Origin of the sequence: Streptomyces sp. SudanB5_2050, assembly GCF_964272335.1 — a bacterium.
GTDB lineage: Bacteria > Actinomycetota > Actinomycetes > Streptomycetales > Streptomycetaceae > Streptomyces > Streptomyces rochei.
In genome coordinates this window covers 3,502,995-3,527,798 of the sequence record NZ_OZ186760.1, presented here as the reverse complement: position 1 = coordinate 3,527,798, position 24,804 = coordinate 3,502,995, and the positions used below count along the sequence as shown (strand labels likewise).

At 74.5% G+C, this 24,804-nt stretch carries 19 protein-coding genes; 16 read left to right on the top strand and 3 right to left on the bottom strand.

What is annotated here, in order from left to right; genetic code table 11:
* Positions 1-41 precede the first annotated feature (41 nt).
* The 9 genes from ACFZP7_RS15620 to ACFZP7_RS15580 all read left to right on the top strand — a co-directional run bounded on the left by ACFZP7_RS15620 (position 42) and on the right by ACFZP7_RS15580 (position 12,091).
* Positions 42-1,826 (top strand): serine/threonine-protein kinase, encoded by a 1,785-nt coding sequence (locus ACFZP7_RS15620; protein ID WP_385634644.1) that lies wholly within the window; start codon positions 42-44, stop codon positions 1,824-1,826.
* A 156-nt stretch (positions 1,827-1,982) separates the two neighbouring features.
* Positions 1,983-2,777, top strand: a complete 795-nt coding sequence (locus tag ACFZP7_RS15615; protein ID WP_385634643.1) for a TIGR03084 family metal-binding protein — start codon at positions 1,983-1,985, stop codon at positions 2,775-2,777.
* Positions 2,774-4,444: an acyclic terpene utilization AtuA family protein gene (locus ACFZP7_RS15610; protein WP_385634642.1), complete on the top strand. Its 1,671-nt coding sequence runs from the start codon at positions 2,774-2,776 to the stop codon at positions 4,442-4,444. Before ACFZP7_RS15615 ends, ACFZP7_RS15610 begins: the two co-directional genes overlap by 4 nt.
* Positions 4,441-6,039: an acyl-CoA carboxylase subunit beta gene (locus ACFZP7_RS15605; RefSeq protein WP_385634641.1), complete on the top strand. Its 1,599-nt coding sequence runs from the start codon at positions 4,441-4,443 to the stop codon at positions 6,037-6,039. The genes ACFZP7_RS15610 and ACFZP7_RS15605 overlap by 4 nt, the downstream gene beginning before the upstream one ends.
* Positions 6,040-6,053: 14 nt before the next feature.
* Positions 6,054-7,898 (top strand): acetyl/propionyl/methylcrotonyl-CoA carboxylase subunit alpha, encoded by a 1,845-nt coding sequence (locus tag ACFZP7_RS15600; RefSeq protein WP_385634640.1) that lies wholly within the window; start codon positions 6,054-6,056, stop codon positions 7,896-7,898.
* Positions 7,899-7,979: 81 nt separating this feature from the next.
* Positions 7,980-9,125 carry an acyl-CoA dehydrogenase family protein gene (locus ACFZP7_RS15595; RefSeq protein ID WP_385634639.1) on the top strand — a complete coding sequence of 382 codons (1,146 nt, stop codon included), beginning with the start codon at positions 7,980-7,982 and terminating at the stop codon, positions 9,123-9,125.
* Between the two features lie 28 nt (positions 9,126-9,153).
* Positions 9,154-10,722, top strand: a complete 1,569-nt coding sequence (locus ACFZP7_RS15590) for a 4-coumarate--CoA ligase family protein (protein ID WP_385634638.1) — start codon at positions 9,154-9,156, stop codon at positions 10,720-10,722.
* Positions 10,719-11,453, top strand: coding sequence for an enoyl-CoA hydratase family protein (locus ACFZP7_RS15585; RefSeq protein ID WP_019326586.1), 735 nt, complete (start codon positions 10,719-10,721; stop codon positions 11,451-11,453). The genes ACFZP7_RS15590 and ACFZP7_RS15585 overlap by 4 nt, the downstream gene beginning before the upstream one ends.
* Positions 11,441-12,091, top strand: a complete 651-nt coding sequence (locus ACFZP7_RS15580; protein ID WP_046249214.1) for a TetR/AcrR family transcriptional regulator — start codon at positions 11,441-11,443, stop codon at positions 12,089-12,091. The genes ACFZP7_RS15585 and ACFZP7_RS15580 overlap by 13 nt, the downstream gene beginning before the upstream one ends.
* Before the next feature lie 83 nt (positions 12,092-12,174).
* Here the strand turns inward: ACFZP7_RS15580 and pdxH are convergent, their stop codons facing one another.
* Positions 12,175-12,852, bottom strand: coding sequence for a pyridoxamine 5'-phosphate oxidase (gene pdxH, locus ACFZP7_RS15575; protein WP_030975102.1), 678 nt, complete (start codon positions 12,850-12,852; stop codon positions 12,175-12,177).
* Positions 12,853-13,102: 250 nt separating this feature from the next.
* On the opposite strand from pdxH, the gene ACFZP7_RS15570 reads away from it, so the two are divergent.
* The 3 genes from ACFZP7_RS15570 to ACFZP7_RS15560 all read left to right on the top strand — a co-directional run bounded on the left by ACFZP7_RS15570 (position 13,103) and on the right by ACFZP7_RS15560 (position 16,976).
* Positions 13,103-14,203 (top strand): citrate synthase 2, encoded by a 1,101-nt coding sequence (locus tag ACFZP7_RS15570; protein ID WP_019326582.1) that lies wholly within the window; start codon positions 13,103-13,105, stop codon positions 14,201-14,203.
* Between the two features lie 358 nt (positions 14,204-14,561).
* Positions 14,562-15,428 (top strand): GNAT family N-acetyltransferase, encoded by an 867-nt coding sequence (locus ACFZP7_RS15565; protein WP_385634637.1) that lies wholly within the window; start codon positions 14,562-14,564, stop codon positions 15,426-15,428.
* Between the two features lie 120 nt (positions 15,429-15,548).
* Entirely contained in the window at positions 15,549-16,976 is a 1,428-nt protein-coding gene (locus tag ACFZP7_RS15560; protein ID WP_086875336.1) for a PAS domain-containing protein, read from the top strand.
* Between the two features lie 91 nt (positions 16,977-17,067).
* Here the strand turns inward: ACFZP7_RS15560 and ACFZP7_RS15555 are convergent, their stop codons facing one another.
* Positions 17,068-17,823, bottom strand: a complete 756-nt coding sequence (locus ACFZP7_RS15555; protein WP_137961143.1) for an SIS domain-containing protein — start codon at positions 17,821-17,823, stop codon at positions 17,068-17,070.
* Between the two features lie 222 nt (positions 17,824-18,045).
* Here ACFZP7_RS15555 and ACFZP7_RS15550 point away from each other — a divergent pair, with 222 nt between their 5' ends.
* Together ACFZP7_RS15550 and ACFZP7_RS15545 are read left to right on the top strand one after the other, a co-directional pair.
* On the top strand, positions 18,046-18,738 hold the full coding sequence (locus ACFZP7_RS15550) for a metal-dependent transcriptional regulator (RefSeq protein ID WP_019326578.1): 693 nt from the start codon (positions 18,046-18,048) through the stop codon (positions 18,736-18,738).
* 587 nt (positions 18,739-19,325) lie between these two features.
* Entirely contained in the window at positions 19,326-20,204 is an 879-nt protein-coding gene (locus ACFZP7_RS15545; RefSeq protein WP_031016112.1) for an alpha/beta fold hydrolase, read from the top strand.
* 33 nt (positions 20,205-20,237) lie between these two features.
* On the opposite strand, the gene ACFZP7_RS15540 is transcribed toward ACFZP7_RS15545, so the two are convergent.
* A complete protein-coding gene (locus ACFZP7_RS15540) occupies positions 20,238-20,891 on the bottom strand; it encodes a bifunctional DNA primase/polymerase (RefSeq protein ID WP_019326576.1) in 654 nt (217 codons plus the stop codon).
* Positions 20,892-21,213: 322 nt separating this feature from the next.
* Between ACFZP7_RS15540 and ACFZP7_RS15535 the strand changes: the two genes are divergently transcribed.
* Positions 21,214-22,599, top strand: coding sequence for a hypothetical protein (locus ACFZP7_RS15535; protein WP_019326575.1), 1,386 nt, complete (start codon positions 21,214-21,216; stop codon positions 22,597-22,599).
* A gap of 201 nt (positions 22,600-22,800) precedes the next feature.
* Positions 22,801-24,762: a hypothetical protein gene (locus tag ACFZP7_RS15530; RefSeq protein ID WP_385634636.1), complete on the top strand. Its 1,962-nt coding sequence runs from the start codon at positions 22,801-22,803 to the stop codon at positions 24,760-24,762.
* The last annotated feature ends 42 nt before the right edge of the window (positions 24,763-24,804 follow it).

The window sequence follows — 24,804 nt, the reverse complement described above, 5'->3', positions numbered from 1 at the left end:
GCGGACCTGGTCATCTCATCGGGATCATGGGGAGGGAACCGATGAACCACACGGCCGAGGTCTTCCAGCCTTTGCAGGACGACGACCCGCGCGCGGTGGGGGGTTACCGGCTCGCCGCCCGGCTCGGCGCGGGCGGCATGGGCCGGGTCTACCTGTCGCACACCCCGGGCGGCCGGCCGGTGGCCGTCAAGGTCGTACGGTCCGAACTGGCCGACGACCCGACCTTCCGGCGGCGCTTCGGCCGCGAGGTCACCTCGGCCCGCAAGGTGAAGGGCGCCTACACCGCCGAGCTGATCGACGCCGACGCCGACGGCACACCGCCCTGGCTCGCCACGCTGTACGTGCCGGGCCCCGCCCTGTCCGACGTCGTCGCCCGGAGCGGGCCGCTGCCGGTACCGGCGGTGCTGTGGCTGATGGCGGGGGTCGCCGAGGCGCTGCAGGCCATCCACGGCGCGGGCATCGTGCACCGGGACCTCAAGCCGTCGAACGTACTGCTCGCCTCCGACGGTCCCCGCGTCATCGACTTCGGCATCGCGGTCGCCGCCGACAGCACCGCGCACACCGCCACGGGCGCCGCCATCGGCACGCCCCAGTTCATGGCCCCCGAGCAGGCGTCCGGGGGTGACGTCACCGAGGCGACCGACGTCTTCTCGCTGGGCCAGACGGCCGCGTTCGCGGCACTGGGCCGGCCGCTCTACGGGGACGGGCCCGCGGTCAGCGTGCTCTACCGGATCGTGCACTCCGAGCCCGACCTGTCCGGGCTGCCCGAGCGGCTGAGGCCGCTGATCGCCCGGTGCGTGGCCGCCGACCCCGGGGAGCGGGCCACCGCGGCGGAGGTCGTCGAGTGGTGCCGGCGGGAGCTGGGCCCGGACGCCGAGGCCGGGGCGGGCCCGGCCGTCTGGCGGGAGATCGCCGGGCCGGAGGTGACGGTGCCGCCGCCCGCACCGGCCCCCGAGGCGGCACCGGCCCCCACCGCGGTCCGTACGGGACCCTGGACCGTCCCGCAGCCCCTCGCCCGGCAGCCGGCGACCGCACAGTGGCCCGGTGCCGCGCAGTGGCCGGGCGCCGCGCAGTGGGCCGCCGGTCCGTACGGTCCCACCGTCCCGCAGCGGCCGGACGGGCCGCAGGAGCGCAAGCGCCGCAGAAGACGCGCCGCACTGATCACGGCCGCCGCCCTGGTCGCGGGCGGTCTGGGGCTCACGGCGGCGTGGACGGTCCTCGACGCGGCGTGGGACGGCATCCGGGACCGCACCCGCGACACGGCGGCGTCCGCGTCGGGAACGCCCGGTACGGGCACGGAATCCGGTACGGGCACGGGGCGGTCGTCGGCGTCCGGGGACGCGGGGACGGGACCGTCGGGCGCCGAGGCGACCGCACCGGGGGCCGCGGCGTCCGCCGGGCGGGGAGCGGCGGCCGACGGTCCCGCGGCCGGCCCCACGGCACCCGTCGCCCACGCCTACGGCCCGCAGCTTCTGAACGGCGAGAACTCGCTCAGCATCACCACCGGGACGATGCGCGAGGACCGCGAGGGCGACATCCGCTTCGCCTGCGAGCAGGCCAGTTGTGCCCTGGAGAGCGACACCAGCGCGTTCAGCATCATGCTGGGCGAGCCGGGCGCCACGTACGAGGACTGCCGTCTGCGCTTCGCGGACGCGTCGGGCACCGACGGCCGCCGCCTTCCGCTGGCCGCCGCGTCGGCCGGGACCGAGATCTGCGTCAAGCACCGCGACGGGGACATCGTGCTGCTCGTCCTCCAGGTCAAGTCGACCGCGATGCCGGACATCGGCTTCGTCACCGCCGACATGACGGTCTGGCGCGCCGACTGAGGTCCTGGAGCGGCCCGGAAGCCCGACGGTCCCGCGCCGTCCCGGGGCGTCCGGCTGCGCGGCGAAAAATCATGCAAGCATGCTTGATTGTTCCGCGACCCCCTGCCATGCTCCCCCCACCGCGCCGCACACCGCCGTGCCCGAGGGGAGCGCCCCGTGTCCGACCCGACGCCCGTGATCGACGACCTGCGCGAGGAGAGCGAGGAACTCGACGCCCTGGTCGCTTCGTTGAGCCCGCAGGAGTGGCGGCTGGCCACCCCGGCGCCCGGCTGGACCGTCGCCCACCAGATCGGGCACCTGCACTGGACCGACCGGGCCGCCCTGGTCGCCGTCACCGACGAGGCCGGGTTCGCCGCCCTGGTCGAGCAGGCCCTCGCCGCACCCGACCGGTACGTCGACGACGCCGCCGAGGAGGCCGCCGGGCAGGCCCCCGCCGCCTTGCTGGCCGCCTGGCGGCAGACCCGCGCCGCGCTCGACAAGGCGCTGCGCGAGGCGGCCCCCGGCGCCCGCTTCCCCTGGTACGGGCCGCCCATGGCCACCGCCTCCATGGCCACCGCCCGCCTGATGGAGACCTGGGCCCACGGCCTCGACGTCGCCGACGCCCTGGGCGTGCGGCGCCCGCCCACGGACCGGCTGCGGCACATCGCCCGCATCGGCGTCCGCGCCCGGGACTTCGCCTACGCGGCCCACGGACTGACCCCGCCCGTCGAGCAGTTCCGCGTCGAACTCACCGGACCGGGCGGGGACGTGTGGGCGTACGGCCCCGAGGACGCCGCCCAGCGCGTCACCGGCCCCGCCCTCGACTTCTGCCTGCTCGCCACCCAGCGCGCCCACCGCGCCGACCTCGCCCTCACCGCCGAGGGCCCGGACGCCGACCGCTGGCTCGACGTCGCCCAGGCCTTCGCCGGCCCGCCGGGAGCCGGACGCCCGCCGCGCGGGGAGGCACGATGAGCGTGCTCCGGATCGGCAACGCCTCCGGCTTCTACGGCGACCGCTTCGACGCCGTGCGCGAGATGCTCACCGGCGGCCCGCTGGACGTCCTCACCGGTGACTACCTCGCCGAGCTGACCATGCTGATCCTCGGCCGCGACCGGCTGAAGGACCCGGACGCCGGGTACGCCCGCACCTTCCTGCGGCAGATGGAGGAGTGCCTCGGCCTCGCCCACGAGCGGGGCGTGCGGATCGTGGCCAACGCGGGCGGGCTCAACCCCGCCGGACTCGCCGACGCCGTACGCGCCCTGGCCGACCGGCTCGGCATCCCCGTACGGGTCGCCCACGTCGAGGGCGACGACCTGACCGCCGCCCACCCCGGAGCGCTGGCCGCGCACGCCTACCTCGGCGGCTTCGGTATCGCCGCGTGCCTGCGCGAGGGCGCCGACGTGGTCGTCACCGGGCGGGTCACCGACGCCGCGCTGGTCACCGGGCCCGCCGTCGCACACTTCGGCTGGGAGCCGACGGAGTACGACCGGCTGGCGGGCGCGGTCGTCGCCGGGCACCTGCTGGAGTGCGGGGCGCAGGTGACCGGCGGCAACTACGCGTTCTTCCGCGAGGGTGACGTACGGCGGCCCGGCTTCCCGCTCGCCGAGGTGCACGCCGACGGAAGCTGCGTCCTCACCAAGCACGACGGCACCGGCGGCTTCGTGGACGTCGGCACGGTGACCGCGCAGCTGCTGTACGAGACGGGCGGCGCCCGGTACGCCGGACCCGACGTCACCGCCCGGCTGGACACCGTACGGCTCACCCGGGAGGGACCCGACCGCGTCCGCGTCGACGGCGTGCGCGGCGAGGCGCCGCCGCCCACGCTCAAGGTCGGCGTCAACCGGCTCGGCGGCTTCCGCAACGAGGTCGCCTTCGTCCTCACCGGCCTCGACATCGAGGCCAAGGCCGCGCTGGTCCGCGCCCAGATGGAACCCGCCCTCGGCGCGGTCGCCGACGTCCGCTGGGACCTCGTCCGCACCGACCGGCCCGACGCCCCCACCGAGGAGACGGCGAGCGCCCTGCTGCGGCTCGTGGTGCGCGACGCCGACCAGCGGGCCGTCGGGCGGGCGCTGAGCGGTGCCGCCGTCGAGCTGGCCCTCGCCGGTTACCCGGGCTTCCACGTGAGCGCGCCCCCGGGCAAGGGCTCCCCCTACGGCGTCTTCGAGGCCGCCCGCGTCCCGCAGGACGCCGTGGACCACGTGGCCGTCCTGCACGACGGGCGCCGGGTGCCGGTGGCGCCCGCGAAGGACACGGCCGTCCTCGAAGCCGTACCGGAACCACCCCTGCCGCCACCGCTTCCGCCCGGCCCCGTCCGCCGCGCCCCGCTCGGTCTCGTCGCCGGTGCCCGCAGCGGCGACAAGGGCGGCGACGCCAACGTGGGCGTGTGGGTGCGCACGGACCGGGCCTGGCGATGGCTCGCGCACCAGCTGACCGTCGACCGGTTCCGGGAGCTGATCCCCGAGGCCCGCGACCTGCCCGTCACCCGGCACGTCCTCCCCGGCCTGCGCGCCGTGAACTTCGTCGTCGAGGGCCTCCTCGGCGAGGGCGTCGCCGCCCAGGCCCGTTTCGACCCGCAGGCCAAGGCGCTCGGCGAATGGCTGCGCGCCCGGCACCTGGACATCCCGGAGGAACTGCTGTGACCGTCCTCGCCTCCACCCTCGATCCGACCGCCCCCGACCACCGGGCGAGCCGTGAGGCCATGCTCGCCAGGCTCGCCGAGCTGGACGCCGAACACGCCAAGGCCCTCGCGGGCGGCGGCGACAAGTACGTCGCCCGGCACCGGAAGCGCGGCAAGCTGCTCGCCCGCGAGCGCATCGAGCTGCTCCTCGACCCCGACACGCCCTTCCTGGAGCTGTCGCCGCTCGCCGGCTGGGGGAGCGAGTACACCGTCGGCGCCTCGCTCGTCACCGGCATCGGGGTCGTCGAGGGCGTCGAGTGCCTGATCACGGCCAACGACCCGACCGTGCGCGGCGGCGCCAGCAACCCCTGGTCGCTGAAGAAGGCGCTGCGCGCCAACGACATCGCGCTCGCCAACCGGCTGCCCTGCATCAGCCTGGTCGAGTCCGGCGGCGCCGACCTGCCGTCGCAGAAGGAGATCTTCATACCCGGCGGCGGCGTCTTCCGGGACCTCACCCGGCTGTCGGCGGCCGGCATCCCGACGATCGCCGTCGTCTTCGGCAACTCCACGGCCGGGGGCGCCTACATCCCCGGCATGTCCGACCACGTGATCATGGTCAAGGAGCGCGCCAAGGTGTTCCTCGGCGGGCCGCCGCTGGTCAAGATGGCCACCGGTGAGGAGAGCGACGACGAGTCGCTGGGCGGCGCCGAGATGCACGCCCGCACCTCGGGACTCGCCGACCACTTCGCCGTGGACGAGTCCGACGCCCTGCGCCAGGCCCGACGCGTCGTCGCCCGCCTCAACCACCGCAAGGCGTACGCCGACCCGCCGCTGGCCGAACCGCCCGCCCACGACCCCGAGGAACTCCTCGGCATCGTCCCCGGCGACCTGCGCACCCCCTTCGACCCGCGCGAGGTCATTGCCCGGATCGTCGACGCTTCCGACTTCGACGAGTTCAAGCCGCTGTACGGGACGAGCCTGACCACCGGCTGGGCGAGCCTGCACGGCTACCCGGTCGGCATCCTCGCCAACGCCCAAGGGGTCCTCTTCAGCGAGGAGTCGCAGAAGGCGGCCCAGTTCATCCAGCTCGCCAACCAGCGCGACATCCCGCTCCTCTTCCTCCACAACACCACCGGCTACATGGTCGGCAAGGAGTACGAGCAGGGCGGCATCATCAAGCACGGCGCGATGATGATCAACGCGGTCGCCAACTCCCGCGTCCCGCACCTGTCCGTCCTCCTCGGCGCCTCCTACGGCGCCGGGCACTACGGCATGTGCGGACGCGCCTTCGACCCGCGCTTCCTCTTCGCCTGGCCCAGCGCCAAGTCCGCCGTCATGGGCCCGCAGCAGCTCGCCGGCGTGCTCTCCCTCGTGGCCCGCCAGTCGGCCGCCGCCAAGGGACAGCCGTACGACGACGAGGGCGACGCGGCGCTGCGCGCCATGGTGGAGCAGCAGATCGAGTCCGAGTCGCTGCCCATGTTCCTGTCCGGGCGGCTCTACGACGACGGCGTCATCGACCCGCGCGACACCCGCACCGTCCTCGGCCTGTGCCTGTCCGCCGTCCACACCGCGCCCTACGAGGGGGCGCGCGGTGGCTTCGGCGTCTTCCGAATGTGAGGGGTGAGGGACCTGTGATCACTTCCGTACTCGTCGCCAACCGGGGCGAGATCGCCTGCCGCGTCTTCCGCACCTGCCGCGAGGCGGGCATCCGGACGGTCGCCGTGCACTCGGACGCCGACGAGACCGCCCTGCACGTCCGTCTGGCCGACGCCGCCGTACGGCTGCCGGGGACCGCGTCCGCCGACACCTATCTCCGCGGCGACCTGATCGTGAAGGCCGCGGTCGCCGCCGGCGCCGACGCCGTCCACCCCGGCTACGGCTTCCTCTCCGAGAACGCCGACTTCGCGCGCGCCGTCACCGACGCGGGACTGACCTGGATCGGGCCGCCGCCGGAGGCGATCGAGGCCATGGCGTCCAAGACCCGGGCCAAGGAACTGCTGGGCATCGCACCCCTGGACCGGGTCACCGAGGCCGACTTGCCGGTGCTGGTCAAGGCGGCGGCCGGCGGCGGCGGACGCGGCATGCGCGTCGTACGGCGCCTCGCCGACCTCGACGACGCACTGACCGCCGCCCGCGCGGAGGCCGTGAGCGCCTTCGGCGACGGCGAGGTCTTCGTCGAGCCCTACGTGGAGAACGGCCGCCACGTCGAGGTGCAGATCCTCGCCGACACCCACGGCACGGTGTGGGCGCTCGGCACCCGCGACTGCTCACTCCAGCGCCGCCACCAGAAGGTGATCGAGGAGGCGCCGGCGCCGGGCCTGAGCCCCCGGCTCGACGCCGAGCTGCGCGAGACGGCCGTCCGCGCGGCCCGCTCCGTCTCCTACGTCGGCGCCGGGACCGTCGAGTTCCTGGTGGACGCCCACGGCCGGGCGCACTTCCTGGAGATGAACACCCGCCTCCAGGTGGAGCACCCGGTCACGGAGGCGGTCTTCGGCGTCGACCTCGTCGCCTTCCAACTGCGGGTCGCCGAGGGCCACGCCCTGGAGACCGATCCCCCGCCCGCGCGGGGCCACGCCGTCGAGGCCCGCCTGTACGCCGAGGACCCGGCGCACGGCTGGGCCCCGCAGACCGGCCGCCTGCACCGCCTCGCCGTCCCCGACGGCATCCGCCTGGACACCGGCTGCACCGACGGCGACGAGATCGGCGTCCACTACGACCCGATGCTCGCCAAGGCGGTCGCCCACGCGCCCACCCGCGCGGAGGCCGTCCGCCGCCTCGCCGGCGCCCTGGAACGGGCGGCGGTCCACGGCCCGGTCACCAACCGGGACCTGCTCGTGCGCTCCCTGCGGCACGAGGAGTTCGCCTCGGCCCGGATGGACACCGGCTTCTACGACCGCCACCTGGCCGACCTGACGGCCCCGGCCCCGGACCCCCTCGCGCCGCTGGCCGCCGCCCTCGCCGACGCCCACGGCCGCTCCCGGTTCGGCGGCTGGCGCAACGTCCCGTCCCAGCCGCAGGTCAAGCGGTACACCATGGCCGGCGAGGAGCACGAGGCGCGCTACCGCCACACCCGCACCGGCCTCACCGCCGACGGCGTACGCGTCGTCCACGCCGACGCCCGCCTGGTCGTCCTCGAAGCCGACGGCGTACGCCACCGCTACGAGGTCGCCCGCTACGGCGACCAGGTCCACGTGGGCGCCACCCGCCTCACCGCCCTGCCCCGCTTCCCCGACCCCACCGCCCAGCACGCCCCCGGCTCCCTCCTCGCCCCCATGCCCGGCACCGTCGTCCGCGTCGCGGAGGGCCTGACGGAGGGGGCGGCGGTGGAGGCGGGCCAGCCCCTCCTGTGGCTGGAGGCGATGAAGATGGAACACAAGATCACCGCCCCGGCCTCGGGCACGCTGACGGCCCTGAAGGCCGTACCCGGCCAGCAGGTCACGGTCGGCTCTCTACTGGCGGTAGTGCAAGAGGCATAGGGGCGCGGGGCTGCATTGAATATGCGGCTCCGCCGCGTGAGCGCGACCAGCCACGACGAAACCCGCACCCGAAGGAGCCGCATGACCCCCGTAATCGAATCCGACGCGCACAAGTCCCTCCGCGAAGCCGTGTCCGCCTTCGCCGCCCACCACCCCCGCACCCTCGGCACCGACACCACACACCTCTGGCAGGCCGCAGCCAAGCTCGGTTACATCGGCGTCAACCTCCCCGAGGCCTACGGAGGAGGCGGCGCCGGCATCACCGAACTCGCCCTCGTCCTCGAAGAGCTAGGCGCCGCCGGCAACCCCCTGCTGATGATGATCGTCTCCCCGGCGATCTGCGGCACCGTCATCTCCCGCTTCGGCACCGACGAGCAGAAACGTGAGTGGCTCCCGCCGCTCGCCGACGGCTCCCGCCTCATGGCCTTCGGCATCACCGAACCCGACGCCGGCTCCAACAGCCACCGCATCACCACCACCGCCCGCAGCGACGCCACCACCGGCGACTGGGTCCTCACCGGACGCAAGGTCTTCGTCTCCGGCGTCGACATCGCCGACGCCACCCTCATAGTCGGCCGCACCGAGGACGCCCGCACCGGCAAGCTCAAGCCGTGCCTGTTCATCGTCCCCCGGGACGCCCCCGGCTTCGAGCGCCGCCCCATCGACATGGAACTCAACGCTGCCGAGAAGCAGTTCGAGCTGACCCTCGACGACGTACGGCTTCCCGCCGACGCGCTCGTCGGCGACGAGGACGCCGGACTCCTCCAGCTCTTCGCCGGCCTCAACCCCGAGCGCATCATGACGGCGGCCTTCGGCATCGGCATGGGCCGCTACGCGCTCTCCCGCGCCCTGGAGTACGCCCGCGAGCGCACGGTCTGGAAGACCCCCATCGGTGCCCACCAGGCCATCGCCCACCCCCTCGCCCAGGCCCACATCGACCTCGAACTGGCCCGCCTGATGATGCAGAAGGCGGCTCACCTCTACGACGCCGGTGACGACATGGGCGCCGGCGAGGCCGCCAACATGGCCAAGTACGCCGCCGGGGAAGCCTGTGTGAGGGCCGTCGACCAGGCCGTGCACACCCTCGGCGGCAACGGCCTCACCCGCGAGTTCGGGCTCGCCCAGCTGATCACGGCCTCGCGGGTGGCCCGCATCGCCCCCGTGAGCAGGGAGATGATCCTCAACTACGTCTCCCACCAGACCCTGGGCCTGCCCAAGTCGTACTAGACCGCGTCCTGGACCTGTTGGAGGAACCGTGTTCCGCAGCGCGTACGCAGACGTCCCGCCCGTCGACCTACCCATCCACGAGGCCGTGCTCGGCCGGGCCGCCCGGTACGGCGACACCCCGGCGCTGATCGACGGCACCGACGGCACCACCCTCACCTACGAGCAGGTGGACCGGTTCCACCGGCGGGTCGCCGCCGCCCTCGCCGAGGCCGGCGTGCGCAAGGGCGACGTACTGGCCCTGCACAGCCCCAACACGGTCGCCTTCCCGCTCGCCTTCTACGCCGCCACCCGCGCGGGCGCCTCGGTCACCACCGTGCACCCGCTCGCCACGGCGGAGGAGTTCGCCAAGCAGCTGAAGGACTGCGCGGCCCGCTGGATCGTCACCGTCTCACCGCTGCTGGACACCGCCCGCCGGGCCGCGGAACTCGCGGGCGGCGTCCGGGAGATCCTGGTGTGCGACAGCGCGCCCGGCCACCGCTCGCTCGTCGACATGCTGGCCTCCACCGCACCCGAACCGTCCGTCGGCATCGATCCCGCCGAGGACGTCGCCGTACTGCCGTACTCCTCCGGCACCACCGGCACCCCCAAGGGCGTGATGCTCACCCACCGGCAGATCGCCACCAACCTCGCCCAGCTCGAACCGGCGGTCCCGGCCGCCCCGGGCGAACGCGTCCTCGCCGTACTGCCGTTCTTCCACATCTACGGGCTGACGGCCCTCGTCAACGCCCCGCTGCGGCTCGGCGCGACCGTCGTCGTCCTGCCCCGCTTCGACTTGGAGCAGTTCCTCGCGGCCATCCAGAACCACCGCATCACCGGCCTGTACGTCGCCCCGCCGATCGTCCTCGCGCTCGCCAAGCACCCTTTGGTCGCCGACTACGACCTCTCCTCGCTGAAGTACGTCATCAGCGCCGCCGCCCCCCTGGACGCGAACCTCGCCGCCGCCTGTTCCCGGCGGCTCGGCCTGCCGCCCGTCGGCCAGGCGTACGGCATGACCGAACTGTCCCCGGGCACCCACGTCGTCCCCCTCGACGCCATGCGCGACGCCCCGCCCGGGACCGTCGGCAAGCTCATCGCCGGCACGCAGATGCGCATCGTCTCCCTCGACGACCCCGGCAAGGACCTCCCGGCCGGCGAGTCCGGCGAGATCCTCATCCGGGGACCCCAGGTCATGAAGGGCTATCTGGGCCGGCCCGACGCCACCGCCGCCATGATCGACGAGGAGGGGTGGCTGCACACCGGGGACGTGGGGCACGTGGACGGCGACGGCTGGCTCTTCGTCGTCGACCGCGTCAAGGAACTGATCAAGTACAAGGGCTTCCAGGTCGCCCCCGCCGAACTCGAGGCCCTCCTGCTCACCCACCCCGGCATCGCCGACGCCGCCGTCATCGGTTCCCGCGACGACGAGGGCAACGAGATCCCCCACGCATACGTCGTGCGCCGTCCCACCGCACCCGGCCTCTCCGCGAACGAGATCATGATGTACGTCGCCGAACGCGTCGCCCCCTACAAACGCGTCCGCGAGGTCACCTTCATCGACGGCGTGCCCCGGGCGGCCAGCGGCAAGATCCTCCGCCGGGAACTGCGGGGGCGCGCATGAGCCTGGTCGCCCGCAGCCGGGACCGGGGCGTCGAGACCCTCGCCCTCGACTCCCCGCACAACCGCAACGCCCTGTCCGCCGCCCTGGTCACCGAGCTGGCCGCCGCCCTCACCGACGCCGGGGACGACGCCGGCGTCCGCGCCGTCCTGCTCACCCACACCGGCACCGCCTTCAGCGCCGGCGCCGACCTGCGCGACCCGCCCGACCCGGACGCCCTGGTCGCCCTGCTGAAGCAGATCGTCGACCTGCCCAAGCCCGTCGTCGCCCGCGTCGCCGGGCACGTCCGCGCGGGTGGCCTCGGCCTGCTCGGCGCCTGCGACATCGCGGCCGCCTCCACCGCGTCGACCTTCGCCTTCACCGAGGTCCGCATCGGCGTCGCCCCCGCCGTCATCTCGCTGACGCTGCTGCCCCGCTCCGACCCCCGCGCCCTGGCCCGCCACTACCTCACCGGCGAGCGTTTCGACGCCGCCGAGGCCGTCCGGACCGGCCTGGTCACGGCGGCGGGCGACGACGTGGACGCCGTACTCGCACCCGTCCTCGACGGTGTGCGCCGTGCCTCACCTCAGGCGCTGGCCGAGACGAAACGGCTGCTCACGGCTAGGGTGCTGGAGAACTTCGACCGGGACGCGGCCCGCCTGACCGCGCTCTCGGCCCGGCTGTTCGCCTCTCCGCAGGCCCGCGAGGGGATGACGGCCTTCCTCGAACGACGGGATCCTCCATGGGTGGTGTGAGCGGCGCGGTGCACGCGGCCGACCGCGCGGAACGCGTTCCCAAGCAGGACCGCAGCCGGGCCACCCGGCAGCGGCTCCTGGAAGCCGCCGTGGCCTGCCTCGCCGAACACGGCTGGGCCGGCTCCACGGTCTCCGTCGTCGCCGAACGCGCCGGCGTCTCCCGGGGCGCCGCCCAGCACCACTTCCCCACCCGCGAGGACCTCTTCACGGCCGCCGTCGAGTACGTCGCGGAGGAGCGCTCCGGCGCGCTGCGCGCCCTCTTCCCCGAGGGCGCCGGCCCCGGCGACCGGCAGGCGGTGGTCGCCGCGCTCGTCGACCTCTACACCGGCCCGCTCTTCCGCGCCGCCCTCCACCTGTGGGTGGCCGCCTCCAACGAGGAGCAGCTGCGCGACCGGGTGACCGAACTGGAGGCCCGCGTCGGCCGCGAGACCCACCGCATCGCCGTCGACCTCCTCGGCGCCGACGAGTCCCGCCCCGGCGCCCGCGAGACCGTCCAGGGCCTCCTCGACATGGCGCGCGGCCTGGGCCTCGCCAACCTCCTCACCGACGACACGGCCCGCCGGGAACGGGTCGTGGAGCAGTGGGCGCGGCTGCTGGACGGGGCACTGGACGGGCCGCCGGACCGACACCGGGGGTGACCGGTCCAGGCGATCGATGCGTACCGGGACCCGTGGGTCCACCGGTCGTGCGGGGTGTCAGGGAGCGATGTCAGGGGGCGAGGTCAGGGAGCGAGCCGTTCCACCCGCCAGCCCCCGTCCGCCCGCGCCACGTACCGCAGCCGGTCGTGCAGCCGGTTCTCCCGCCCCTGCCAGAACTCCACCGCCTCCGGCACCACCCGGAAGCCGCCCCAGTGCGGCGGCACCGGCACCTGCTCGCCCTCCGGGTACCGCGCCGCCAGCTCGGTGTACGCGGCGTCCAGGGCGTCCCGGTCGGCGACCACCGACGACTGGGCGCTGGCCCAGGCACCCAGCTGGGAGCCGTGCGGGCGGGTCCGGAAGTACCCGGCGGTCTCGTCCCGCCCGGTCCGCCGCGCCGTCCCCGTCACGATCACCTGCCGGGCCATCGGATGCCACGGGAACAGCAGCGACACGTACGGGTTCGCGTCCAGCTCACGGCCCTTGCGCGAGCCGTAGTTGGTGTAGAAGACGAAGCCGCGCTCGTCGAAGTGCTTCAGCAGCACCGTGCGGGAACTGGGCCGGCCCTCGGCGTCCGCGGTGGAGACGACCATGGCGTTCGGCTCGAACAGCCCGCCGTCCGTCGCGGCCTGCTTGAACCAGCGCGCGAACTGCTCCACGGGCGTCGCGGCCAGCTCGGACTCGGAAAGCCCCTCGGCCCGGTACTGCTTGCGCATCGAGGCGAGAGCGAAGGGGACGGCATCGCGGTCGGTCACACCGGCCATCCTGCCGTATCCACCGGGCGCGGCACCGCGTTCCCCGTCACTACGTGGCACTCAGTGCCGCCACCCCTCCCCAAAGGTGGCACTCGGGGATATGGTGCTGGTCCCGTCCCGGTTGGATGACCCCCGGCGGAACGGGGCATCACAGGGGTGACCGCAGACCAGGGACCGCGAGTCGGCACACGACCGTGGATCCCGGACCCGGTGATCCAGGGGCCGGTCGCCACACATCACGATCACGAGGAGCCGCCTGATGTCCGACTTCGTACCCGGGCTCGAGGGAGTCGTCGCGTTCGAGACGGAGATCGCCGAACCCGACAAGGAAGGCGGCGCGCTGCGCTACCGCGGCGTCGACATCGAGGACCTCGTCGGGCACGTCTCCTTCGGCAACGTGTGGGGCCTGCTCGTCGACGGCGCCTTCAACCCCGGCCTGCCCCCGGCCGAGCCCTTCCCGATCCCCGTCCACTCCGGCGACATCCGCGTCGACGTGCAGTCCGCGCTCGCCATGCTCGCCCCCGTCTGGGGCCTCAAACCCCTCCTGGACATCGACGCCGAGCAGGCCCGCGCCGACCTCGCCCGCGCCGCCGTCATGGCCCTGTCCTACGTCGCCCAGTCCGCCCGCGGCCAGGGCCTGCCGATGGTCCCGCAGCGCGAGATCGACAAGGCCCAGTCCGTCGTCGAACGGTTCATGATCCGCTGGCGCGGCGAGCCCGACCCCAAGCACGTCGCCGCCGTCGACGCCTACTGGACCTCCGCCGCCGAGCACGGCATGAACGCCTCGACCTTCACCGCCCGCGTCATCGCCTCCACCGGCGCCGACGTGGCCGCCGCCCTCTCCGGGGCCGTCGGGGCCATGTCCGGCCCGCTGCACGGCGGCGCCCCCTCCCGCGTCCTGCACATGATCGAGGAGATCGAGCGCACCGGGGACGCCGAGGCGTACGTCAAGAAGACCCTCGACGCCGGCGAGCGCCTCATGGGCTTCGGCCACCGCGTCTACCGCGCCGAGGACCCCCGCGCCCGCGTCCTGCGCCGCACCGCCCGCGAACTGGGCGCCCCGCGCTACGAGGTCGCCGAGGCCCTGGAGAAGGCCGCCCTGGCCGAACTCCACGCCCGCCGCCCCGACCGCGTCCTGGCGACCAACGTCGAGTTCTGGGCGGCCATCATGCTGGACTTCGCCGAGGTCCCGGCGCACATGTTCACCTCGATGTTCACCTGCGCCCGCACGGCTGGCTGGTCCGCCCACATCCTGGAGCAGAAGCGCACCGGCCGCCTGGTCCGCCCCTCGGCCCGCTACGTCGGCCCGGGCCCCCGCGACCCGCGCACCGTCGAGGGCTACGACACCATCGCGGGCTGACGCCGCCCCGTACACGCAGACGACCCGCGAGTCTGGTTCCTCCGGAGAGGAGCCGGCCGGACGTACCGGCGACTCGCGGGTCGGGTGACTGCTCGGGATTGGGCCGGCTGCACGCGTCTTTCGCGCGCTGGTCCGGCACCGCACTGAGTGGGTGACGGGCCGCTAGCCCGCAGTCACCTCACGCGTCCGGTTGTCATACATCTGCCGAACCACCTCCCTTCTCGTGTACCGCCCACCTTAGGAACCGGCCGGCCCTCGATCAACGGGTTTTTTCCCGCCCGATGCGGAGCACGCCCGGCGTCCGCTCCTCGCCGATCACCGGTGGACGCGTCCGCGCAGGTCACCTACCGTTCCGCCCATGACGAAGCAGCAGGGGGGCCCGCCCGTCAGGCGGGCGGTGGTCAGCGGGTCGACGTTCGAGGAGCGGATCGGGTACGCCCGGGCCGTCGTCGACGGGGACCGGGTGCACGTGTCGGGGACGACCGGCTTCGACTACGCGTCGATGACCATCTCCGAGGACGTGGTGGAGCAGGCCCGGCAGTGCCTGCGCAACATCGGGGCGGCGCTGGCCGAGGCGGGGTGCGCCTTCGCGGACGTGGTGCGGGTGCGGTACCTGCTGCCCGCCCGGGAGGACTTCGAGCCCTGCTGGCCGGTGCTGCGGCGGGCGTTCGGCGAGGTGCGGCCGGCCGCGACCATGATGGTGTGCGGGCTCGCGGACGAGCGGATGCGGATCGAGATCGAGGTGGACGCGCGGCGCGGCCCGGTCGGTCCGGGCGCCGGGCTGCGCGTGGAGCCCGTGGCCGGGGACGCCATGGTGGAGGAGTGGCGGCACGTCCACAACGCGGTGGTGCCGCCCGCCGCGATGAGCTGGGACCAAGCACGGGAGCGGGCCGAGCGGTACCGGCTGGCCAACGCCTATCTCGGGGACGTGCTCGTCGGGTGCTCCACGGTGCGGCCGCCCGAGGGGGAGGAGCGGGTGGCGACCGTGATCGCCCGGGTGCTGCCGGCGTTCCGGGGCCGGGGGATCGGTGCCGCCCTGTACGAGGCGGGCATGGCCGAGGCGGAGGCGCTCGGGGCCGGGGCCGTGGAGACCGTGGTGCTCGCCGCCAACGGTGACGGGCTGCGGTTCGCCGGGGCGCGCGGGTTCGTGGAAAGGGACCGGTACGTGTTGGATGGTGAGAGCGACGAGTGGGTCGACCTGAGGCTCGCCGCGCGCCCGTCATGACGGGGGCGTATGCCGAGTTTCCGCAGTACAACGATTCCTGCAATCTTGTGGGAACTCGGTGTGTGCTGCATCACGTTCGAGTTGAATGAAGGCCAGTGACGCAGCCTGCAGGGGGTCCAGGTGAGTGCTTCCCGGCGTAGTGGGACCACCGACGAGCTGGGGCCGGACGAGCCGGAACAGCCCGAGCGGGACGGCGCGGACCTGTTGGCCGCGCTGCTCGACGGCATGGACGCGGCCCTGTGCGCCTTCGACGCCGACGGGGTGGTCACCCACTGGAACCGCGAGGCGGAGCGCATCCTGGGCTGGAGCGCGGCCGAGGCCGTGGGCCGGCAGGGTTTCGCCGGCTGGGCCGTGCGCCGGGCGGACGCCGGGGAGGTCGAGGAGCGGCTGCTGTCCGCGATGCGCGCCCCGGGGCGGCAGGTGCACGAGTTCGCGCTGCTGACCAAGGACGGCGGGCGGGTGCTGGTGCGTACCCAGTCCGCGGCGGTGCGCGGCCCCGACGGGCGGCCCGCGGGGGTGTACTGCGCCTTCAGCGAGGTGCACGCGCAGATCGACCTGGAGCGCTCCATCGCGCTGAGCGAGGCCCTGCTGGAGGACGCGAGCTGGGGCGTGGTGCTGGTGGACGTGGATCTGCGGCCGGCCGTCGTCAACGCCCACGCGGCCAGGGCCCTGGGCGCCGGACGCACGTCCGTGCTGGGCCGGCCGCTCGGCGAGCTGCTGGCGCAGGGCGTGGAGGAGCTGGAGGGCGCGCTGACCCACGTCCTCGCGGAGGGCGCCCCGCCGGGACCCACCGAGGTGTGGGTGAGCGTGCGCACGCCGGAGGGCGAGCGGCGCCGGTGCTGGCGCAGCGGCTTCGTGCGGCTGGCGTCGCCGCTGGCGGAGGAGCCGGTGCCGCTGGGTGTCGGCTGGCTGTTCCAGGACGTCACGGAGGGCAAGCAGGCCGAGCAGGAGGCGGCGCTGCTGCGCTTCCGCTCCAACCAGCTCCACCGGGCGGCGCGGGCGGCGGCCGAGTGCGAGGACCCCGCGGAGGCGGCCGTCGTCCACCTGGACTTCGCGCTGGCCGGGTTCGCCGACCACGCCCTGATCGACCGGGTGGCGGGCGGCGCGGGCCCCGGACCGGCGGACGCGGACGGGACGGGGCCGGACGAGTCGGGGCCGGTGCGGCTGGTGCGGGTCGCGGCGACACCGTCCGGCGCGCCGGGGCCCAGCGTGCCGGCCGGGACCTCCGGGATGCCGGTGCGCTACGGCGAGGGGCACCCGGCGCTGCAGTGCGTGGAGCGGGCCGGCTCGGTGCGGGCCAGCGCGGGGGTGCGCCCGGTGCCCGCGGAGCGGGTGCGGGAGTGGGCCACGGCCCGGCAGTGGCCGGCGGACACGGTGCACGGACTGTGCGCGGTGCTGCGCAGCAGGGGGCGGACGCTGGGCGTCGTGACCTTCCTGCGCGGCGCCGGACGGAGCGCGTTCGAGCGCTCGGACGCGGTCTACGCGGAGGACGTGGCGGTGCGCATCGCGGCGGCACTCGACCTGGGCGGAGCGCTGGGGGAGCGGTAGCGGCCGCCCGGAGCGGCGGCCCGCCGGTCCGGCCCGTCGGCCCCGGTCCGGACCCGTCGGCTCCGAGTCGGTTCGCCGGTCCGGAGTCCGGTCAGTGCCGGTAGAAGATCCGGTCGCCGTACCGGTCCAGCACCCGCCCGTTCCAGTCGTGCCCCCCGTCGACGTTGCCGGAGCGCAGCAGGGGCGGTTCGATGCCGCGGTCGGCGAGGGCGGTGGCCGCGGTGGCCGTCATGGCCTGCATCAGGGCGCTGGTGACGACCGTGGAGGCGGGCGCGAAGGGCGCGGGGACGGTGTCGAGGGTGAGTTCCGCGTCGCCGACCGCGATCTTGGAGTCGAGCACGATGTCGCAGTGGTCCTTCAGGAAGGTGCCGGAGGAGTGCCGGCTCCTGGTCTCGGCGGCGTACGCCACCGAGGTCACGCCGATGACCCGGACGCCGAGGGCACGGGCGTTCACGGCCATCTCCACCGGCAGGGCGTTGCGCCCGGACAGGGAGATGATCACCAGGGCGTCGCCCGCGCGGAGCGGCGAGGAGTCCAGCACCGCGCTCGCGAGGCCGTCGACGCGTTCCAGGGCGGAGCCGAGGGTCGCCGGCATCACGTCGACGCCGACCACGCCGGGTACCGCCAGCAGGTTCATCAGGGCCAGCCCGCCGGCGCGGTAGACGACGTCCTGGGCGGCGAGCGAGGAGTGGCCCGCACCGAAGGCGAAGAGCCGGCCGCCGTTCTCCACGGTGTCGGCGAGCAGCGTGCCGGCCGCCTCGATGGCGTCGGCCTCCTCGTCGCGGACCCGCCGCAGAAGATCGATCGCGGCGTCGATGAACTGGCCGGCCGGCGTGCGGTCGCTCATGCGGGACCCCTTCGGTGTGGCTGCGTCGCGGATCACCGTGCGGTCTGGACCAGTGCGGTGTCAATACGGCGGGGCGGGCCGCGCCGGTCCTCCCGGAAGCCCGTGCGGGCACGGCTTTCCCCGGCGAGGCACGGTTGTCGGTGGTATGCGTCAGAATTGGACGCAGGGCCAGCGCACGCGCCGGTGGGCCGCAGCCTCCGGCAATCTCATCGAGGGGCACGTATGTCCGGACTGATCGACACCACAGAGATGTACCTCCGCACCATTCTGGAGCTGGAGGAGGAAGGTGTGATCCCGATGCGCGCCCGGATCGCCGAGCGGCTCGACCAGAGCGGCCCGACGGTCAGCCAGACGGTGGCGCGGATGGAGCGCGACGGCCTGGTGTCCGTCGCGGCCGACCGGCACCTGGAGCTGACCGACGAGGGCCGTCGGCTGGCCACGCGGGTGATGCGCAAGCACCGGCTCGCGGAGTGCCTGCTCGTCGACGTGATCGGCCTGGAGTGGGAGCAGGTGCACGCCGAGGCATGCCGCTGGGAGCACGTGATGAGCGAGGCGGTCGAGCGCAGGGTGCTGGAGCTGCTGCGCCACCCGACGGAGTCGCCGTACGGCAACCCGATCCCGGGCCTGGAGGAGCTGGGCGAGACGGACAGCGCCGACCCGTTCCTGGACGAGGGCATGGTGTCCCTCGCCGACCTGGACCCGGGCACGGAGGGCAAGACGGTCGTCGTGCGCCGCATCGGCGAGCCGATCCAGACGGACGCGCAGCTGATGTACACGCTGCGCCGGGCGGGCGTGCAGCCCGGCTCGGTGGTGAGCGTGACGGAGTCGGCCGGCGGCGTGCTGGTGGGCAGTGGCGGCGAGGCGGCGGAGCTGGAGTCGGAGACCGCCTCGCACGTGTTCGTCGCCAAGCGCTGAGCGGTCCTCGGCCCGTCGGCTTCCCCCGCGGCGCGGGCGTGTTTCGCGCCATGGAGCCGATCTCGCCGATTCCTGGATCCGGTGCGCCGAATCGCAGCGTCCGGACGCCGCGCGTGCAAGGCTGGGGCGCGAGGCATATGACGTGAGGGCTCTTGGCCGCGCGGTGACAGCGATGTCGCCCGGGTCGGAGAGGGGGCGGGACATGCTGCTGCGGACGTGGAGAGGGCCCCGGCGCCGTGCGGCGCCGGGGCCTGTCCTCCCCTGTGCTGACCCGGAGCCCCGAGCTCTCAGGGTCAATCCCCTCGGACCGTTTTCCCCGAGCGGTCCGCCTCCCGCTGAAGATCTCCCCCCGGCGGCGGCGATCAATCCCTGAGGGGGGTCACTCGAACGAGGGGTGTTGCCCGCCGGATCGGCATTTTCGAATAAGCATTCGATACTCTGCGGGCGTCGGGCGGTCTCCGGTACGACGGTGGCCCGCCCCGGCGGGCACGGTGGCACGGCAGGCACGGCAGGCAGGACACGGTTCACAGGACCGCCCGGCCCCGCGGGGCGGACGGTCCGAGCGGAGCTTGGGGGTGCCAGGACCTATGGCGCGGCGCATCGACGTGACCGGCGCGGGCGGCGTACGCCTCGCGGCCTGGGAGTTCGGCGACCCACCCAAGACGGACCGGCCCGACCGGCCCGGTGCGGCCGGTGAGCTGCCGGGCGTGCTGTTACTGCACGGCCTGATGGGCCGCGCCTCCCACTGGGCCCCCACGGCCCGCTGGCTCGCCGCCCGCCATCGGGCCGTCGCCCTCGACCAGCGCGGCCACGGCCGCAGCGAGAAGCCGCCGGGGGGCGCCTACACCCGGGAGGCGTACGTGGACGACGCCGAGGCCGCCCTGGAGCAGCTCGGACTCGGCCCGGCCGTCCTGATCGGCCACGCCATGGGAGCGCTGACCGCCTGGCAGCTCGCCGCCAAGCGCCCCGACCTGGTCCGCGGACTGATCATCTGCGACATGCGGGCCTCCGCCCTCGGCGCCGCCTCGCAGCACACCTGGACCGAGTGGTTCCGCGCCTGGCCGGTCCCCTTCGCCACCCTCGCCGACGTACGCAAGTGGTTCGGCGAGGACGACCCGTGGGTGGAGCGCCCCAATCCGGCCCGCGGCGAGTTCTACGCCGAGGTGATGGCCGAGTCCCCGGACGGCTGGCGGCCGGTCTTCGAGCCGGAGCAGATGCTGCGCTCCCGCGAGACCTGGGTCTACGACGCCCACTGGGAGGAGCTGGCCCAGGTCCGCTGCCCCACCCTGGTCGTCCGCGGCCTCGACGGCGAGCTGGGCCGGGCGGAGGCGCAGGAGATGGTCCGCGTGCTGCCGCGCGGCCAGTACGCGGAGGTCGCCGACGCGGGCCACCTCGTCCACTACGACCAGCCGGAGGCGTGGCGGGCGGCCATCGAGCCGTTCCTGGACGGTCTGCGGGACGCCTGACCGGCGGCCGGCCACCACGCCGGGAGCGGAGCCCTACCGATCCCGCCCGCACGCGTAAGCCAGCGGCGAGATCAGCTCCTCCACGTCGGGCAGCCACCGGTTGGCGGGCGTCGGCCGGCAGGCCCACTGCACGGCCCCCCGCGTCCCGTACCGGGTGGGCGGCGCCGCCACGTACGCGCCCTCCCCGAGCGCGGTGAGGTCGAGCAGCCGGGGCGACCAGCCCAGCTTCCGCACCAGTTCCGGCACCTTGGCGGCGGCCCCGGGAAGCACGAAGAACCGCATCCTCCGGTCCGGCGCCAGCGTCACCGGGCCGAGGGTCAGCTCCATCCGCTCCATCCGGGCCAGCGCCAGGAACCCCGCGCTCTCCGGGACGTCGATCGCGTCGAAGGTCCGCCCCGTGGGCAGCAGGATCGACGCCGTCGGCTGCTTCTGCCACATCCGGCGGGCGACGGTCGCGCTGCCCGTCGCCTGGGTCGCCCAGTCCTCGCGCGCCGGGTGCGCGCCCGGGGCGGCGCACGCCGGGTCCTCGCAGGAGCAGCGCTGCACCCCGTCGGTCGCCTCCAGCCAGGTGCCGGGGAACACGTCCCAGTGGCGCTCCTCGGCGTAGCGTACGGCGGTCTCCAGCAGCGACATGCCGCGCTGCTGCGGGATCTGGGTGGCTTCGGTGCCGGGGATGGTCTCTGTCACGTGGAACTCAACTCCCGTGCTCACCGGGGGTTACGGCGGTCGCGCGCGCGGGGGAGGAGCATCGGTTCCGCATCCGGGGCGCATGGATGCATGTGCGGGGGCGCGCGGGAGGTTTCGCCGCCCGAGCTGGGTAGCCACGTCTGGGGCCGACACCGGCCGGCGTCGGCCGTCACCCCGGCAATCCTCGCAAGCAACGCAAGTACTGCAAGCTTCGCAAGTCTCGCATTGTCGGCACATCGACTGGGCATTGATCTTCCCGGCCGGATCTTTTCGTCCGCCGGGACAGCATCGAGACCGCAAGAGACCGCATGGGGGTTACGCCATGGCCGCAAGGCCTCTCGTCGCGCGGCAGCCGAACGAACGACTGCAGGCGCTCATTCAGGAAGCGGGCTGCTCCAACGCGGGCCTCGCCCGCCGGGTCAACGTCTGCGGGGTGGAGCACGGACTCGACCTGCGCTACGACAAGACCTCGGTGGCCCGCTGGCTGCGCGGGCAGCAACCGCGCGGCCGGGCACCGGCGATCATCGCCGAGGCGCTGGGACGCAAGCTCGGCCGCACGGTCACGATCGACGAGATCGGCATGGCCAACGGCAAGAACCTCGCCTCCGGCGTCGGCCTCCAGTTCTCGCCGACGGTACTGGGAGCCATCGAGCAGGTCTGCGAGTTGTGGCGCAGCGACGTCGGGCGGCGGGACTTCCTGTCCGGGTCGTCCGTCGCCGCCTCCGCGCTCGTCGAGCCCAGCCGCGACTGGCTGATTTCCGCCCCCGACGCGCAGGTGTCCCGCTCGGCCGGGCCCCGGGTGGGGCAGTCCGACGTGGCCGCGGTGCGGGCGATGACGCAGGCGCTGGTGGACCTCGACCACCAGTACGGCAGCGGACATGTGCGCCCCGTGGTCGTGCACTACCTGAACAGCGTGGTCTCGGGGCTGCTGGCGGGCTCCTACCGGGAGGCAGTGGGACGGGAGTTGTTCGCCACGGTCGCCCGACTGACCGAGCTGGCCGGTTACATGGCCGTCGACACCGGCCAACCCGGCCTGGCCCAGCGGTACTACATCCAGTCGCTGCGACTCGCGCAGGCGGCCGGCGACCGCGGCTACGGCGGGTACGTGCTCGCCGCCTCCATGAGCCACCTGGCCGCGCAGCTCGGAAACCCGCGGGAGATCGCCCAGTTGGCGCGTGCCGCCCAGGAGGGCGCGCGGGGGCGGGTGACGCCGCGCGCGGAGGCGATGTTCCACGCCGCCGAGGCCCGCGGGCACGCGCTGCTCGGTGATGTGCGGGCGGCCCACGCGGCGGCCGGGCGGGCGGTCACCGCGATGGAGGCCGCCGATCCGGCGGCCGGGGACGACCCGGTGTGGATCGCGCACTTCGACGAGGCGTATCTCGCCGACGAGTTGGCGCACTGCCACCGGGACCTCGGGGAGGCGGACGCGGCGGCGCGGTGCGCCCGGCAGTCGCTGGACGGGCACCCCGAGTCGCGGGCGCGCAGGCGGGCCATCGGCCATGTGCTGCTCGCCACGGCCCAGGTGCAGCAGCGGGAGATCGAACAGGCCTGCACGACGGCGACGAAGGCGGTGGAGCTCCTGGAGACCTTGCGGTCCAACCGGGGCGCCGAGTACCTGGACGACTTCCAGGCGCGGCTGGAACCGTACCGGGAGGAGGCGGTGGTAAGGGAGTTCGGGGCGCGGCTGGATCTGCAGACCGCCGCGTGAACACCGGGCCCGCGGGCGTCCGAACGCGCGGGAAACTCCGGTGCGGTGGGAGCGAAGTGCCATGAACAGCGTGGAGCGGGCCGGTTTTGTTACCGCAGTCACAGGGAAGGAGTTCACGCCCTGGGCGGCGTGGCAGTGGGCTCCGGGGACCCGGTAGCGTGAGCCGACGATTCCGAAGGTCCCCCATTCACAGGAGTCCCGGTGACGCAGAGTGGACAGGGCGAGGAGCCCTCGCCGCGGCAAGCGCGCGAAGGCATCGTGCTGCCCTCGGACGGTGGCGAGCCGCTGGTACCGGGCCTGACCGGCGCGGGCGCGCCGGCCGGCCCCGCCCCGGCGCCCGCCTCGGCGCCGCCCGGCGGCCAGGCGTGGGACCGGCCGTGGGGGCCCGGACAGCAGCAGAGCCCGGCCCCCGGACAGGGCTGGTCCGACCCGTCCGCCGCCCAGCCGCCCGCCGCGCAGGGCTGGCCCGCGCAGGGCGGTGCGGCCCAGCCCCCCGGCGCCCTGCCGCCGCAGGCGGGCCCGGGCCCGCTGCCCCCGGAGGGCGCCCCGGCCACCGAGTACGGCGCCCCGTCCGACGGCCGCCGGACGTACGGCGGGCAGGCGTACGGTCCGTCGTCCGACGCCCAGTCCTACGCCGGACCGGCCGGGAACCAGACGTACGGCGCACAGCCGGCCTACGGCCAGCCCGGCCAGCCGGGCCGGCACGGCCCGCAGGGTTCGTACGGGTATCCGGGACCGCAGGGACAGCCCGAACCGCAGGGCCAGCCGGGCCAGCAGGGTGCGTACGGGTATCCCGGACCCCAGGGCCTGCCGGGTCAGCAGGGTGCGTACGGGTATCCGGGACCGCAGGGGCAGCCGGGTGTCCCCGGGGCCTACGGTCAGGCGGGGGCTCACGGGCAGCCGGGGGCGCAGGGCCGGTCCGGAGCGGACGGTCAGTTCGGGCAGACCGGGGCGCAGCACCACGGGCAGGCGCCCGGGACGCCGCCGTCCGCGCCGCTGCCCTCCGCCGACGACGGCGCCACGCAGTACCTGCCGCCGGTCGCGGCCCCGGCCGACGAGGGCGCGACGCAGTACATACCGCCGGTGCCGTCGGGCGGGAACCCCGCCGACGACGGCGCCACCCAGTACATACCCCCCGTCTCCCCGGGCGCCCTGCCCCCGGAGAGACCCGCCGAGTCGCACGCCGAGTCGACGCAGTTCCTCGGCACGGCGGGACCGCGCCGGCCCGCGCCGCCCGCCCCCGACCCGGACGCCGAGGCCACGCAGTACATCGCGCCGGTGCCCGGCGGCCCCGGCGCCCCGGCCCCGTACGGTGCCGCGCCCGGCGGTGACCAGGGCCGGCAGCCGCCCGCCGAGTTCGACAGCCTCTTCCGCAGCGCCCCGGGCGCCGACGGCCCCGCCTCGTCCACCCAGCAGATGCCCCGCTTCGACGAGCCGCAGGCCGCCCGCCCCGGCGGCCCCGCCGCCTACGCCCCGCAGGGACCCGGCGGCAGGCGACGCGGCGACGACGGTGGCGGCCGGGGCGGGCGCACCGGCTCCCGCGTGCCGCTGCTCGCGGCCGTCGGCGTCGGCATCGCCGTCGTCGGCATCGGCGCCGGCGCGATGATGGCGGGCGGGGGCGGCAAGGAGGAGGACCAGGGCGGCAACCAGCCCGTCTCCGCCACCGCCCCGGTCTCCGAGTCCGCGACGGCCTCCCCCTCACCGACGGTCGACCCGGCCCGGCAGCAGGCCGTCGAGCTGGACAAGCTCCTCGCCCACAGCGGCAACAGCCGGACCACCGTGATCAACGCCGTGGCCGACGTGCGGACCTGCGACAACCTCCCCCAGGCCGCCAAGGACCTGCGCGAGGCCGCCAAGCAGCGCACCGGCCTGGTGACCAGCCTCTCCCAGCTGTCCGTCGACAAGCTGCCGCGGCACACCGAGCTGACCACCGCCCTCACCAAGGCGTGGCAGGCGTCCGCGTCGGCCGACAACCACTACGCGGCCTGGGCCGACCGGACCGCCGGGAAGAAGGGCTGCAAGAAGGGCAAGGCCGCCACGCAGCCCAGCGAGGCCAACCGGGCGAGCGGCACGGCGAGCAAGGAGAAGGCCAAGGCGGCCAAGCTCTGGAACGCCATCGCCAAGGAGTACGGCCTGACGGAGCGCCAGCCGACCCAGCTCTGACCGGGCGCTCGCACCCGGCCCGGTCCGCTCCGGGCCGGGCCC